Here is a 15,039-nt window from a genome sequence, read left to right on the forward strand (position 1 = left end):
CCCCGTTAAATTGATGCCACTGCCAAGCGCCTGAACTCCCTCGGTGAACGGTAGTTCAAGTCGCTGTGCGGATGCTGCTCGTTGTAATGTTCGAAGGCAATGGCCAGGTTACGCAGCGCCGTTTCTCGATCCGGCTTGGGCATGTGCGCCACGTAGTCGCGCTTGATCGTCTTCACGAAGCTCTCTGCCATGCCATTGCTCTGTGGGCTACGCACCGGTGTGGTCACCGGCTGCAAGCCGATCTGTCGAGCAAACAGGCGCGTCTGTTCGGCGGTGTAGGCCGAACCGTTATCGCTGAGCCACTGCACCGGCGTTGCAGGCAGTTGATCACCGAAGCGCTTTTCCACGCTTTCCAGCATCAAGTCGCGGATGTCATCGCCGCTGTACCCGGTTGGGCTGGCGACCCAGCCGATGGCTTCGCGATCACAGCAGTCCAAGGCGAAGGTCACGCTCAGTTTGGCGCCGTCCTCGCAACGAAATTCAAAGCCATTCGAGCACCAACGCGTATCGCTGGTTTGCACCGCAATACGGCCTTCGTGCCGACGCGGCACGCCGGGTTGTTTGATCCGGCGTTCAAGCAGCAGGTTGTGATCACGCATAACCCGGTAAACCCGCTTCACGTTGATCGCGGGTAGCAACTGGGTTTCACGGGCGCGACGCAGCAATCCCCAGACTCGACGGTAGCCATAGCTGGGCAGTTCGCTGACCTGTTGCTGGATTTCGGCCACCAACTCAGCATCGTTTACAGGCCTGCATCGCCGTGTCTTGGGCGATACCGATTGCTTGATTCGAACCGTTAATTGCGAGCGCGCCACACCGAGACATTCGCTGACCAGCTTCACTGGTCGTCCCCCGGCAACAAGGGTGAGTGCGCAATCCATTTTCTCGACCGGGCGATCTCCACGGCCTCTCTGAGGATTTCGGCTTCCATTGTTTTCTTGCCCAGCATCCGTTGCAGTTCACGGATCTGCTTGAGCGCATCGCTCAGCTCGGAGGCCGGCACCACGGCTTCGCCGGCACTGACCGCCGACAGGCTGCCGTCCTGATACAGCTTGCGCCACAGGAACAGTTGATTGGCATTGATACCGTTTCGCCGAGCGACGACCGACACACTTTGCCCTGGCTCAAGGCTCTCGCGAACCATGGCCAGCTTTTGCTCCGGGCTCCAGCGGCGCCGCCGCTCCTGTCCCAAAAGCTCACCACTCTTATCGTTGCTGTTAGTCATAAACATAACCGTTTGCCTATCCCTTATCGTAAGGGGGAAACGGTGTCCTGTCTTTCATGGGGCTCGTTCAAAACCTTAATCTTCAGTCACGTCTAGTGGAGTGATTGAAATGAAAGTCATCAAAAGTATCACCGCCATCCTGGCTGCCATAGTGGCCTCCTCAGCAGCGCTCGCCGAAGGAGGGTCGGCGCTGGAGTTATCGAAAAGGTAAGGAAACCCATAGTTTCCTGCCGGCAGGCAGGATTGGTAGCGATAATGGTTTGGCCTTAGTAGCTGCGGCTTGTAAGGGCTTGGGCATCATTCAAGTGCCTAGCTACTACGCAAACGTCGAAGTAGAGGAAGGGAGGCTCATTCCGATTTTTACGGATTGGCATTCCGATGACGTGTTTAAGTTTTTTCTCGTATTCCCTCCTACCCGTTACATCCCCGAACGGGTACGAGTTCTCGCAGATTTTCTGCGAAGCCGGGTATCCCGACGCTGAACCGGGTATCGGGCTGTTCGTTGAAATGCCATACATAGGATGTTAGGATCTTTGCATTCCTAAATCCGTCAGGACCTTTCCGTGAACGAGTCATTGCAACAAAATTACCGAGGGATACTGGAGGGCCTTGGGGAAAATCCTAATCGCGAAGGACTTGTAGACACACCCAAGCGTGCAGCGAAGGCTATGCGCTACCTCTGCAGCGGTTATGACCTCAGCTTGAACGATGTGGTTAACGGCGCGCTTTTCTCTGCAACCACTGACGAGATGGTCATCGTAAGAGACATCGAGCTCTACTCTCTCTGTGAACACCACCTGTTGCCTTTCATCGGCAAGGCCCATATCGCTTACATACCCAATGGGAATGTTCTGGGTCTTTCAAAAGTGGCACGTATCGTCGATATGTTCGCCCGGCGACTGCAGATTCAAGAAAACCTGACACAGCAAGTCGCCGAAGCCATTCGTGAAGTGACAGATGCGCAGGGTGTTGGCGTCGTCATTGAAGCACAGCACATGTGCATGATGATGCGGGGTGTGCAGAAGCAAAACTCTCTGATGCAAACCTCTGTAATGCTCGGGTCGTTCCGAGATTCGGCCAGCACCCGGCAAGAGTTTCTGGGACTAATACGCAGGAGTTAAGCCATGCGCATTATCAAATCAGGTTTGGCCAGGATTGAAATCAACAACGTCAGCCTGCGCGGTTACGTTGGCGTGCTCGAAGAAGAGATGCTCTACAAGCAGGATCTTCGTATAAGTCTGATCATGATGTATGACGCCGGCGAGGCGATGAGAGACAACGACGTCGATGCTGCGGTCGACTACCAGAAAGTAGTCAATTCCCTCATTCCACACGTTGAGAATGAGCGGTTTGCACTCCTTGAGCGCCTTGCTCAGGAGTTGCTCAATAAGGTGATGACGTTTGAGTCGGTTGAGTACGCCAAGATAAAGGTCGAGCGATTGCTCGCCCTGAGGTTCACCGAATCCGTCGCCGTAACGTTAACGGCTCGACGATCGACAGTCGGCCCTGCGTATAATGAAAAATATGGGATCTCAGGATCTATCGCTTACATAGAGAATGAATCAAGTCATGACAAGTCAAACCCCCGTTCCACGCCTCTCGCTGGTTGAGTCCACTATCCAGACCATACGCTCACTGATCGACCAGCGGGTGTGGAAAGTTGGCGAGTGCATTCCCAAAGAGGCAGAGCTGGCGGAACAGTTCGCCGTCGGCCGCAATACCATCCGTGAAGCCATTCGGGTGCTTTCTCACTCGGGAATGTTGGAGGTTCGCCAAGGTAACGGTACCTATGTCCGTCGCGAACTGGATCCCGCGCAAACGGTGAGTAAGCTCAACCGCACGGGATTACGCGATCACCTTGAACTGCAATGTCTTCTGGAGGCTGAGGCCGCGCGATTTGCGGCACGTCGCCGAACCCCCGAAGACATAGCTCGCTTGAAAGCTGCGCTTGACCAGCGTGGAGAGTATTCAAGCTCTTGCGACCTCGACGAGTTTCTCGACCGTGATCGCAACTTCCATGTCGCGATCGCAACGGCCTCACACAATGATGCCTTGCAAGCACTGTATGCCTACTTCAACGCCTCCATACACAGCCACACCAAGAGCATTTTTTCAGACGCTCAATTGCCTGAGCCTAGCCTCAAAGACCACGAAATTATCGTTGATGCCATTGTGGCTGGCGATGAGGAGTCAGCAGCCTTTGCCGCTCGCAATATGCTGCAACCACTGATAACCAAGCTCGACGAGTTGCTAGGCACGCAGCCTGGAAATGCAAAATGGATGAACAAGATCGGCGCAACGTTTTGGAAGTGATGGTTGCCTCTATCGATTTGAGAATGATGGTCGGGAGCATCAGTCCTTAGCCTAGGGGGCAGATTGAATAAGGGCGCCCTGAGGCGCCCTTTATCATGTAAATACCATAGCCATTGGTTCGTTTTGCTGACCTGGCAAGTGATGCATAGCGGCACCTGGAGGTTGAATTGCAAACGAGCTTTTGTGGATGGCTCCGTCTTTCATGACCAGTGCGATGTTTTCAGGTTTTTGAAGCACGCGAATATCAGCCAGTGGATTACCCGTGACCAACATCAGGTCAGCAAGATAGCCTTCCTTGATTTGGCCAAGCTCGCTACCTTGCATCATGATTTCGCCACCGAGCTTGGTCGCAGCAACGAGCGCTTCCATGTTGCTCATGCCCAGATAGGTCGTGAAGTACTCGAGGTCCATTGCATTGGTGCCATGAGGCATCCAGGCAAAGCCATAGTCACCGCCAGGAAGCACGCGAATACCACGCTTGTGCATCTTTTGCAGAGTTTCACAGGCAATTTCAAGCTCGCGCTTATAGCCCATCTTTTCCGCAATCGCCGGCGTAATACCCCATTCTGACGCGTTGTAGGTGGTGCGGATCAACCACGCCAACCCTGGTGCTACAAAATGCTTTTCCTTGTTCGCCTCAAGCATGTCGAGTGCTTCTTCGTCCGCGAAGCTGGCGTGGTAGATGATATCGATACCATAACGAACACATTGTTTTACCGACTCAGCCGAACGGGCGTGGGCCGCAACGCGCTTGCCGAATCGTTTGGTTTCGCTCACCAGCATCGCTACTTCTTCTTCCGAGAAGGGAGAGGTTTCTGCTGGGATACCCGCGATGTATTCACCTGAAAGGTTAATCTTCAGATGATCGACACCGTACTTGATGAAGGTGCGAACCGACTTGCGGATTTCCTCAGGTCCGCAGCACAAAGCGCCGAAGTTCAGCTCTGGAAATGGCAGGTGTGGCAGGGTGTTATCACCCAGAGCTCCGATCGTGGAAACCTCTTGGCTACCGGCAAGGTAGCGAGGCCCAGGGAACTGCCCTGAGTTGATCGCATTGCGCATGACCACGTCCAGCCGAGGCTTGGCGGCGGCTGCTCCAATGCAAGAGGTCCAGCCCATGTCGAGGTAACGTTTGGCGACACCTACGCACCAGAGAATATGCTCCTCGGGTGGCATGAACTGAATTGCGTTGAGCGTTGGCTGGTCATTCCATGAGAAATGGGTATGAGCCTCCGTCATACCAGGCATCAGAAAGGCGCCTTTACCATCGATAGTTTGGGCGTCTAGATCATGCGGCTTGGCATTGCCGCGAAAGATGCGCTTGATGCGGTTGTCCTCAACCAAAACGCTACCTTTGAAAGGCTTGTCACCGCTGGCGTCGAAAATGGTGACATTCGTGAATGCAATCTTATTATTGTGCATCTGAATTCTCCGAAATTTTTATCGAGCTTCACAGGCTCGTAGTGCCGGGTTGCTTTAAGACTCGCTCCTGTTTAACGGTGGCGGTCAGCGAAGGTTGTTACGCCGACCGCCACATCAATTACGCGATGGATGCGTAGAAGTTTTTCAGCTCGCTAACGCATTGCTCTGGTTTTTCAAAGGTGGTCCAGTGACCGCAAGCTTCGAGGGTTTGCATACGTGCGTTGCTCAGGCGCTCTGTGAATGCCTGCACTGCTGCAACCGGTGCCACACCATCCTGGTCGCCTGTCACAAGCAGGACAGGTGCAGAGATGTTCTCCACTGCCGCTGGCTGAGCTTTGGCCAACGCTGCACAACTCTGACTGTAGCCTTCCGCAGACTGGCGCATGATGCATTCACGAACCAGTGCGATAACTGCTGGTTGGTTGTCTTTGGTTTGCTGGGCGGTAGCGCCTTTTGCAACTGCGTCGGCAATTTCCTGCATAGCAGCAACACCGCCGCTGCCGGCCAGGTCGGCACGCGCCTGAATACCCACACGCGCAGCATCTGGCGGGGCGAGCAATGGTCCGAAGAGGGCCAGGCTGCTGACCTGCTCAGGGTGTTTGGCTGCGAAGTGTGCAGCGACAATCGTGCCCATCGAGTGAGCCACCAGATGAACTTTGTCGATGTTCAACGATTCAAGCACACGCTCTACCGTTTCCACGTAGAAATCGATGGAAAGCGGAGTTTTGCCCAGAGGAGAACGGCCACTGCCCGGCAGGTCAATGCGAATTACTTTGAAACCTTCCAAAGCAGGAAGAACCGGAGTCCAGGTATTGGAGGAGCCACCCAGGCCGTGGATGCACAACAGTGGGGTGCCCTCGCCCGAAACTTCTACTGCAACGTAATTCAGAATTTGAGTACTCATGCTGCTACCTCATTTTCAAGTGCGCCGATACCGGCAATTTCAATTCGTACTACGTCACCGGACTGGAGGAATCGCGGTGGTGTGAAGCCAATACCCACGCCAACGGGGGTACCGGTCACGATGACATCGCCAGGCTTAAGCTCGATGCCAGCGGAAATCGTTTCGATCAGAGTAGGAATGTCGAAAATCAGCTGACCAACATTGGAGTCCTGGCGCAGCTCACCGTTGACCCAACACTTGATAGTGGCATCAGCAGGGTTCACCTCATCAGAGGTAGCGATCCACGGGCCCATTGGGCAAAAGCCGTCCAGCGACTTGCCGAGGAACCACTGACGGTGCTGCTTTTGCAGATCGCGAGCGGTCATGTCATTGACGATGGTGTAGCCGAAGACGTGGGAGTAAGCGTCGGCTTTCGAGATGCCTCGGCCACCCTTACCGATGATGACTGCAAACTCAGCTTCGTAATCCAACTGGTCAGACACATTGGCGTGGCGAGGGATCTGCTCGTTGGTAGCGATTACGGATTCCGGAATCTTGGTGAAAACCACCGGGAACTCAGGTGCGACTTCGCCTTCTTTTGCGCTGTGGTCGAAGCCGGATTTGCTGAACTCAGCAGCATGTTCGTGGTAATTCTTGCCGACGCAGAACAGGTTCCGACGTGGCAGAATGGGGGCTTTGACGGTCACACTTTCCAACGGCAAGCCTTCTCCCTTAGGAGCAAGGTCTGACTTGAGCTGGTCCCATTCAAGAACCAATTGGTTCATGTCGCCCTTAAAACCAGAAATCAGATCGGAAACAGGCCAGAATCGCTCAGTTTCGCTGTTAACGACGACAACAGATTGGGTGCCGTCGGCGTTTTCAATGGTTGCGAATTTCATTGGTATTGGTCCTCTTGCGGTCTTGTTTTGGTCCAGGCGAGGCGAAATATAGAACCACAAAAGATCCATTGCAACCATTTTTTTGCAAAATAAGACCAATTGGTATATCTTTTACCTCCAGTGGCATCCATCCCCTTACAGACAAGGCTTTCAGCGTGAGTGAAGCAGTGGCCCAAAAGTCCGTACGCGCCGACGGTGCACGGAACTTGGCTAGGTATCTGGTCGAAGAGATCGAAAGTGGCCGGCTTCCAGGAGGCCATAAGCTGCCTGCCGAACGAGAACTGAGTGAATCTTTCCAAGCCTCACGTGGGGCTGTCAGGCGCGTGTTGTCGAACCTCAAAGAAATGGGCTTGATTACACAGACGGTTGGCAGCGGAACGTTTGTTTCAGACAACGTCAGCCAGATCATCCCTCAGGTACAAGCACGCCCTACTTCTGCCCAGACCAGTCCAGCTGAGCTGATGGAAGCTCGACTGCTGATCGAAACCCAGATGCCAAGCCTGATCGTCCGCTATGCCACAGCTTCTGATTTCGAAAAAATGAGCGAGTGCATTGTCCGCTCTGAGGCCGCGACGACGATCGAAGAGTTTGAGCACTGGGATGGCGCACTTCACCAAGCGTTCGCCGAGGCAACGCATAACAACTTTTTCCTTAAGATTCTGGAGCTCATTACTCAAGTTCGAGAGGAGGGAGAGTGGGGCCGGCTGAAGAAAAATTCGTTGACCCCGGAGCGCCGAAGCCAGTACGAAGGTCAGCACCGAGCTATTGTTGACGCATTGCGTGACCGTGACGAAAAGCTGTCTCGCGAGCTGATTGAAGCGCATTTGGTGCAGGTCCAGCGCAACCTGTTTGGTCGCAACTAGACCTGTCTGTTTAGCCTTGATAGTTGGGCGCCTGCTTGGTGATTTGCACGTTATGCACGTGCGACTCCTGCAAGCCCGCACCGGTTATGCGAACAAATTCGGCCTTCTCATGAAGCTGCTCGATGGTTGCGCATCCGGTATACCCCATGGATGACCTCAATCCACCCAACAACTGATGGACAATAGCTGACAAGGCTCCTTTGTAAGGTACCCGGCCCTCGATGCCTTCAGGCACGAGTTTGTCAGCGCTCTGAGTGCTGTCCTGAAAGTAGCGATCTTTGGAGCCTTGCTGCATTGCGGCCAAAGATCCCATGCCTCGATAGCTCTTATAGCTGCGCCCCTGAAAGAGCTCAGTCTCACCTGGTGCTTCCTCAGTTCCTGCAAACAGGCCACCCAACATCACGGTGTGCGCTCCAGCCGCCAGAGCTTTAGCGATGTCGCCAGAGAAACGAATGCCGCCATCTGCAATAAGCGGCACGCCACTTCCTTTGAGTGCCTCAGCAATGTTGGCCACGGCGGAGATCTGAAGAACACCGACTCCGGTAACGACGCGGGTCGTACAGATTGATCCAGGACCGATACCCACCTTCACAGCATCGGCCCCTGCCTTAACCAGTGCCAAGGCGGCTTCCGGTGTTGCAATGTTGCCTGCAATAACTTCAGTTTCGGGGAAGTAGTGTTTGATCCAGCGGACGCGATCGATCACACCCTTTGAATGGCCGTGAGCAGTGTCCACGACAATCACATCAGCACCGGCCTTGATAAGCGCCTCAACACGAAGATCTGTATCTTGGCCAACGCCTACAGCAGCGCCTACACGCAGGCGGCCGAGCGTGTCTCGGCAAGCCAGAGGATGCTCGGTGGATTTCTGAATGTCCTTAGCGGTAATCAGGCCTGTCAGTCGGAAGTCCTCATCGACCACTAGAACTCTTTCCAGTCGGTGCTGATGCATATTGGCTTTGGCCATGGCGATGCTGGAGCCATCCGGAACCGTGATGAGTTTTTGCTTGGGCGTCATGATCATCGACACCGGCTTTTCGATCTCGCCTGCAAAACGCAAATCACGGTTGGTCACTACGCCGACCAGTTGGTTGAAGCTATCTACCACTGGAAATCCGGAGATTTTGTACTCAGCCGCCAGTGAGATAACCGTGCCGATCGATTGATCTGCCATTACGGTTAAAGGGTCACGCACCACGCCCGACTCATGGCGTTTTACCCTCGATACTTCATATATCTGTTGGTTAATCGTCATGTTTTTATGGATAAACCCGATACCGCCCTCCTGTGCCAATGCGATGGCCAGGCGCGACTCCGTAACGGTGTCCATGGCGGCGGCGGTCAGCGGAATATTCAGTTTTATCTTGCGCGTGAGCTGGCTGGTCAGGTCGGTGTCCTTGGGCAGGATGTCCGAGTAGGCAGGGACCAGCAAAACATCATCGAACGCCAGTACATCTTGTTTGATTCTCATGATTGAACCTCCGAGGCGAGAGAAATAAAACACGAACAAGAACGGCAGGAATCGCTGGTCATGGCCCCACTTCCGCCAAGTGAGCGACCTCTCGCCGAATCAGGAACGTCACGACGAGCAGGGTTCCTATGGTGATGGCATAGAACCCTGCCCAATTCAGATAAGGGAGCGCCTGAGGAACAGCCATAAGCGTCACAGTGGCTAACAAGCGACTGATGCCGCACAGAACGGCGTAGTCGGTAGCAGACTGCTCTTGGCTGGACCATTTAAGAATGAGCGCATAAATGATTACTGACAGAGCACTGCTTCCTATCCCTTGAAGCAGCGACCAAACCATTACCGCTCTGGAGGATGTTGCGGAAATGCTTACCACTGTCCCGATGGAGAAAATCACCGACAGTATTACGAGCAGCGCCAAAGCCTTAACTGGAGCAGTTCGAGCCAGGATAGGGGCAACCGCAAGCGCAGCTATGCTGTTAGCGATCGGGGCTAACGTTCCCAATCCCCAGCCGATATCGCTCAGCGGTACGCCCATCTCAACCAGAATCGGTCTCTGGAAGTAGACCAGCGCGACTGTCGCGGTGGTGCTTAGTGAAAGCAGAACAATCTGCCTCAAAGCCCCTGGCCGGCAAAAGGTAATCAGAATACTGGCAGGCATAGCGCTCATGGCGCGCGGCTTATCTTCAGGCATCAGTGACAGCACAGGCAGCAATATCAACAGTGGTATTACTGCTGTCACCAAGAACGTTCCTGTCCATCCCAGTTGATCGAAGGAGCCGACCAGCACCCCGCCTCCAATCAGCCCTCCTAACCCTAGTGCGGCAACTTTTAGCCCCGCGGCCATGGCCCGGTACCTAGGTCCGACAATGTCGACAGCCAGTGCGTCGAGCGTCAGATCCATGGTTGCAATTGCAATACAGGCCACGATGCCTAGGCCAAATAAAAGCTTGGCCGAAGCAGCGCCGGCGAAGGCGATAACGATCAGGAGCAATGAGCTGACCAGTTGGGACAGCACGATCCAACCCATGCGATACCCCAGCCAGGGCAAGGCTTTTCCATCGATCATGGGCGCCCATAGAAACGTCAGGCCGAAGGGGATATAGAGCGCAATGACCCATCCCATCGACGTTAAATCCAGCCCTCTATCCAACAAGATGGGGGGCACGCCCTGCTCAAGCAGGCCGAAATAAATACCAAAGGAGAGGTACAAAAAACCGACTGAAAATAGGATGCGCAGCTGGTGAGAGCCCGGATGAGACTTAAGGGCCATCACGTCTTCCGGCAAGCAATGCTGAGGGGGCAGTGGATGATCGTCGGGATGGGAGCTGAGGTGCGCATGATCGTTACCGTGCTAAGGCTGAATGTTATTCATCCTAACATCCCATGTTTAACGACACAACGCCATTGATCCTAACATCCCATGTTATGGGCTGTGAATTTTCACGATTTCGTACTAAAAGGAGGCATGTCAGCCCTCATAAATTTCAGCGGCGATAGGTCGTTAAAGTGTCGAATTTGACAGTGTTCTATTGCTGCTCAGTCCACTTATCCCAGGATTAACTCGGAGCAGATAATGCCTGCAGCGACTGAAACGTTAAGGGACTCTGCACCACCTACCCGCGGTATCATTATTTGATACTGTGCTGACTGCAGGATCACTTCGGATAATCCTCGGCCCTCATTGCCCATGGCGATTACACCACAGGGCCGCTGTTCGAGTTTCTTTATGTTTTTTCCCGCCAATGAAGTTGCATAGATGGGCTTGTTGTTGATTGTCAAAAAATGTTCGTGAGTTAGTTCAGTAAATCCAACTCTGAGAAGGCTGCCCATTGAGGCCTGGATTACTTTAGGGTTATAAATTTCAACACAGTCTGGTGAGCATAAAATATTGCGAATGCCAAACCAGTCAGCGATACGGATGATCGCCCCCATGTTGCCTGGGTCCTGTATTTTATCCAGGTACAGTTGCCAATTATCGGCATGAGAAAAATAATCGACAGCATCCGCCTGCTCCGCAACCAGCAGGACCTTTTGTGCATGCGTTAAATTGGTTAGACGCTCCATTTCAAATTCTTCAGCATGGATTAGGATGGCTTCCGGATGACGAGCGATCAACTCGGCATTGGTTTCGATCCAGCTTCTAACTGCGACAATGCAATGCAGCTGTACTGTTGACATCAACCATTCACGGGCGCACTTCTCCCCCTCAACTAAATAAGCGCGCTGCTCCGATCGAGATTTACGATGTCTGAGAGATTGAATTCGTTTGAATTGAGCGTTGGTCATAGTTAATTATTCGTGGCGTATATTGATTGGCGGAAAAGATTACGAGTAGAACGACACTTGAGGTCGCAATGAGTTAGTCAAGTTTTTTCTGGGGCGCAGCGGCGCTCTAATACGTCATGCGTTTAATATTGAAAGTTTTGAAGTTCGATCTGCCCGAGCCGATTGTTGCGCGCGAGTGGAAAAAATGACTGGTTAGTTATGACCCCGAGCCTGCTAAATCGGCTACCTCCCGGCGAATCAGGAGGGCAACAATGCACAGTGTTGCTATCGCGAGTGCGTAGAACGCTGCCCAATTCAGGTACGGGATGACTTGAGGCACAACCATGAGCGTCACCGTCGCTAGCAAACGACTGGTGCCACAGAGAACTGAGTAGTCAGTGGCGGACTGGTCCCGGCTGGACCATTTGAGAATGAGCGCGTAAATAATGACCGACAGTGCGCTGCTTGCAACCCCTTGGAGCAACGCCCAGACCATGACTGCTTTGGTAGAGGCCATCTGAATACTCATAACTGTGCCGCCAGCGAAAAGCGCCGATAAGCACACCAGCATCGCAAGTGTTTTTGCTGGAGAGGTCCGGGCCAGAATCGGCACGATGGCCAGAGCAGCAAAGCTATTAGCAATCGGCGCTAGGGTTCCCAGGCCCCAACCGATGTCACTGAGTGGCACTCCCATTTCAACCAATATTGGCCGCTGGAAGTAAACCAGCGCGATGGTTGCTGTGGTGGTAAGTGAGAGCAACAGGGTCTGCCTTAGCGCTCCGGGCCTGCGAAGAGTGGTCAGAATACTTGCCCGTGCTGCACCGAAGGATTGCGGTCTATCGGCATATATCAGTGTGAGCACAGGCAGCAATGTCACCAGCGGTAATGCCGCCGTCAGCAAAAAAGTGCCGCTCCAGCCCAAGCGATCGAACGACCCAACCAGCACGCCGCCTCCAATCAGTCCGCCCAGCGCCAATGCCGCGACTTTCAGTCCGGCAGCCGTCGCCCGGTATTTTGATCCGACGATATCCACAGCCAACGCATCGAGCGCAAGATCCATGGTTGCGATTGCGAAGCAGACGGCCAGGCCCAGGCCAAACAACACTGCCGGTGAGTAATTTTCGCCGAGCGCGATCACGACCAGCAGTGCCGAACTGAGCAACTGCGAAAGTGCAATCCAACCAATGCGATAGCTCAACCAGGGTAGTGATTTTGCATCGATCAGCGGCGCCCATAGGAATGTCAGGCCAAACGGGATGTACAGCGCTATTACCCATCCCATTGATGCCAGATCGACCCCTCGGGACATCAAGATCGGAGGGACTCCATACTCGAGGAGTCCAAAACAGACACCGAAAGACACGTACAACAGCCCGACCGAAAACAATACCCAGAACGACTTGAGGGCTAAGTGAGGCTTACGATGCATCACTTCGTCCTGCAAACGATTCAACGCACCCATACATACCTCACCAGGAATATTTCAAGCTCGCGAGCGTGGTTCGCTCTGCGCCATAGAAACAGCCACCCTCAGAGAAACAGGAAGCTACGTAGTGTTTGTTGTTTAGGTTGTTCACGTTGACGGCGACTGACCAACCTTTCAGCGCAGAGGAAGCTTTGCCCAGGTCATATCGGAGAGCGGCATCCACCAACGTGTAGGAATCAACGGAGAGATCATTACTTGTATCCCCGTAAGACTTCCCAATATGCCTCAGACCTATGCCGCTGCTGAGGCCATCGAGTTGCCCTCTGAACGCGTAGTCCAACCAGGCAGATGCCTGACTCAATGGCACCGAAACGGGACGATTGCCTTCATTGGTATTGTCGGTATCTTTAGTCACTTCAGGATCAAGGACCGAATAGCCCGCGAGCAGGCTTATTTGATCGGTCAGATTTGCACGCGCCTCCAACTCTGCCCCTCGAACGCGGACCTCTCCGATCTGCACGTAATAAAGCGCGTTGTCGGGGTCAGTGGATCGGACGTTCTTTTGCTTGATTTGAAATGCAGAGAGCGTGATAAAGCTGTCCCACCCTACAGGCTGGTACTTGACGCCTATCTCATACTGCTCGCCCTTGGTGGGCTGAAAAGCTTGACCCTGCGCATCCGTTCCGATTACAGGCTCGAATGAAGTGGAATAGCTGGCATATGGCGAGATTCCATTATCGAAGGCATATACGACGCCAACGCGGCCGCTCAGATCCTGGTCTGATTGGTGAGTGCGGCTGCCGGCGGTTTTATCTTCAGTGCTTGATTTCACCCAGTCCTGACGAAGACCAGTGAGGAAAGTCCACTTACCCGCTTTAATCTGGTCCTGCAGGTACAAACCGTTCTGTTCAGGGGTCTGCACGGTGTGGCTCGTCAACGCAGGCAGTACGATGGCGTCGGCGTAAGCCGGGTGCAGATAGTTGATTCCATTCACACTGAAGGATCGACCAAATCGCATGCTGGAGCGCGCGCGATCATGCTCAAATCCAATCAGTGCCTTGTGTTCCAGAGCGCCAGTATTGAAGTTCGCCTCTAGTTGGTTGTCGACGCTGAAAGTCTGCTGCTTCTCAATGCTGTGGTCAGCCAGTCGATTGAGCTCGCCGGGCTGCGTGGCGGAAAAAGGATTTACAAAATTGACCATGAACCCTTTGTATTCAGAGTTGAGGTCCATGTAGCGGGTGTTCTGTCTGAACGACCACGTGTCATTTAACTGATGGCTGAATTCATAACCAAAAAGCGTTTGCTCACGGTCGTAGGCATCAACCGAAGGCTCTCCAGGATTAAAGTGTCGCGATATTTTTCCATTACTACTCTTCAGTACTGACCCCGAGGCAGGTACCCAACCGGTGTAGTAGCTGGACGGGTCCTTCTGATAACTGGCGAGCAGGGTCAACGAAGTATCATCGTTGGGGCGCCAGGTCAGACTGGGGGCAATCGCAACGCGTTGTTCTTCAGTGCGATCGATCTGGGTATCGGCTCTTTTGCTGATTGCGGCGAGTCGATAACTCCACAACCCTTGATCATCGATGGGGCCGGAGTGGTCAGTCGCGATCTGCTCGCGTCCCCGACTACCTGTCTGGAGTTCGACTTCATGCTGCGCTGTCATGGTTGGGCGCTTGCTGACCAGGTTGACCACGCCACCGGGGCTGGTCTGCCCATACAGCACAGAAGCCGGCCCTTTGAGCACGTCAATACGTTCCAACAGGTAAGGGTCTACCGCTGGGGTCGCCAAGTATTGCCCTGATTGAAGTGGCAAACCATCGAGCAGCTTGGAGAAGTTCGCAAGGCCGCCGAAGCCACCAAACCCACGAATGAACAATCCATCGAACAAGCCATCCGCACGGGCATCAGCAAACACTCCTGGCGTGTACTTAAGAGCCTCGGCTACGGTCTGTGCCTTTTGTTGATTCATCTGTGTACGACCCACAACCGAGATTGACTGTGGTACCTCGGAGAGGTCAGCAGCTGTTTTCGTGCCGGCCTTTGATTGGTGTGCGACTACGCCATTCACCTCATCGGTCTGCTCGACTGCTGTGCCTTCTATTTTCACATCGGTGAGGACAATAGTTCCTGCTGGAGCGGGGTCTGCAGATTTACCATCCACAACTGCAGCTAGCACGGTTTGCGGGGCAAACCCCAAAACCAAGGCGAACGAAGCCCCGCCGATGAATATGCACCGGTTATCCATGTCTTGTTTCCGATAGGCTATAGT

Annotated in this window: 14 protein-coding genes; 5 read left to right on the plus strand and 9 right to left on the minus strand. The window is 53.7% G+C overall.

Features of this window, described 5'->3' with window-relative positions; all coding sequences use genetic code 11:
• Positions 1 to 5 precede the first annotated feature (5 nt).
• A protein-coding gene (locus tag ACLCGK_RS05105) for an IS3 family transposase (protein ID WP_410951412.1) occupies positions 6 to 1,225 on the minus strand; the annotation gives its coding sequence in 2 pieces (ribosomal slippage) (positions 6 to 889 and positions 889 to 1,225; 1,221 coding nt in all).
• A 227-nt stretch (positions 1,226 to 1,452) separates the two neighbouring features.
• Between ACLCGK_RS05105 and ACLCGK_RS05110 the strand changes: the two genes are divergently transcribed.
• The 4 genes from ACLCGK_RS05110 (at position 1,453) to ACLCGK_RS05125 (ending at position 3,538) form a co-directional block, all read left to right on the plus strand.
• The gene (locus ACLCGK_RS05110) at positions 1,453 to 1,707 is read left to right on the plus strand and encodes a LysR substrate-binding domain-containing protein (RefSeq protein WP_410951449.1); all 255 of its coding nucleotides are present in this window, start codon (positions 1,453 to 1,455) and stop codon (positions 1,705 to 1,707) included.
• An 81-nt stretch (positions 1,708 to 1,788) separates the two neighbouring features.
• Positions 1,789 to 2,346: a GTP cyclohydrolase I FolE gene (gene folE, locus ACLCGK_RS05115; protein ID WP_410951413.1), complete on the plus strand. Its 558-nt coding sequence runs from the start codon at positions 1,789 to 1,791 to the stop codon at positions 2,344 to 2,346.
• A 3-nt stretch (positions 2,347 to 2,349) separates the two neighbouring features.
• Positions 2,350 to 2,835, plus strand: a complete 486-nt coding sequence (locus ACLCGK_RS05120; RefSeq protein ID WP_410951414.1) for a FolB domain-containing protein — start codon at positions 2,350 to 2,352, stop codon at positions 2,833 to 2,835.
• Positions 2,795 to 3,538, plus strand: coding sequence for a FadR/GntR family transcriptional regulator (locus ACLCGK_RS05125; protein WP_410951415.1), 744 nt, complete (start codon positions 2,795 to 2,797; stop codon positions 3,536 to 3,538). The genes ACLCGK_RS05120 and ACLCGK_RS05125 overlap by 41 nt, the downstream gene beginning before the upstream one ends.
• Positions 3,539 to 3,631: 93 nt before the next feature.
• On the opposite strand, the gene ACLCGK_RS05130 is transcribed toward ACLCGK_RS05125, so the two are convergent.
• The 3 genes from ACLCGK_RS05130 to ACLCGK_RS05140 all read right to left on the minus strand — a co-directional run bounded on the left by ACLCGK_RS05130 (position 3,632) and on the right by ACLCGK_RS05140 (position 6,742).
• Complete coding sequence (locus ACLCGK_RS05130; protein ID WP_410951416.1) at positions 3,632 to 4,960, minus strand: amidohydrolase family protein; 1,329 nt, start codon at positions 4,958 to 4,960, stop codon at positions 3,632 to 3,634.
• Positions 4,961 to 5,078: 118 nt separating this feature from the next.
• A complete protein-coding gene (locus ACLCGK_RS05135) occupies positions 5,079 to 5,864 on the minus strand; it encodes an alpha/beta fold hydrolase (RefSeq protein ID WP_410951417.1) in 786 nt (261 codons plus the stop codon).
• Positions 5,861 to 6,742, minus strand: coding sequence for a fumarylacetoacetate hydrolase family protein (locus ACLCGK_RS05140; protein ID WP_410951418.1), 882 nt, complete (start codon positions 6,740 to 6,742; stop codon positions 5,861 to 5,863). The genes ACLCGK_RS05135 and ACLCGK_RS05140 overlap by 4 nt, the downstream gene beginning before the upstream one ends.
• Positions 6,743 to 6,897: 155 nt before the next feature.
• On the opposite strand from ACLCGK_RS05140, the gene ACLCGK_RS05145 reads away from it, so the two are divergent.
• Positions 6,898 to 7,605: a FadR/GntR family transcriptional regulator gene (locus ACLCGK_RS05145; protein WP_410951419.1), complete on the plus strand. Its 708-nt coding sequence runs from the start codon at positions 6,898 to 6,900 to the stop codon at positions 7,603 to 7,605.
• A gap of 10 nt (positions 7,606 to 7,615) precedes the next feature.
• On the opposite strand, the gene guaB is transcribed toward ACLCGK_RS05145, so the two are convergent.
• The 5 genes from guaB to ACLCGK_RS05170 form a co-directional block, all read right to left on the minus strand.
• Positions 7,616 to 9,079, minus strand: coding sequence for an IMP dehydrogenase (gene guaB, locus ACLCGK_RS05150; protein ID WP_410951450.1), 1,464 nt, complete (start codon positions 9,077 to 9,079; stop codon positions 7,616 to 7,618).
• Positions 9,080 to 9,134: 55 nt separating this feature from the next.
• Entirely contained in the window at positions 9,135 to 10,346 is a 1,212-nt protein-coding gene (locus ACLCGK_RS05155; protein ID WP_410951420.1) for an MFS transporter, read from the minus strand.
• Positions 10,347 to 10,621: 275 nt separating this feature from the next.
• Positions 10,622 to 11,362: a TrmH family RNA methyltransferase gene (locus ACLCGK_RS05160; RefSeq protein ID WP_410951421.1), complete on the minus strand. Its 741-nt coding sequence runs from the start codon at positions 11,360 to 11,362 to the stop codon at positions 10,622 to 10,624.
• A 196-nt stretch (positions 11,363 to 11,558) separates the two neighbouring features.
• Entirely contained in the window at positions 11,559 to 12,803 is a 1,245-nt protein-coding gene (locus ACLCGK_RS05165; RefSeq protein WP_410951422.1) for a hypothetical protein, read from the minus strand.
• 7 nt (positions 12,804 to 12,810) lie between these two features.
• Positions 12,811 to 15,015, minus strand: a complete 2,205-nt coding sequence (locus ACLCGK_RS05170) for a TonB-dependent siderophore receptor (protein WP_410951423.1) — start codon at positions 15,013 to 15,015, stop codon at positions 12,811 to 12,813.
• Between the last annotated feature and the right edge of the window lie 24 nt (positions 15,016 to 15,039).

The sequence above is a fragment of the Pseudomonas sp. S1(2024) genome (assembly GCF_046557535.1).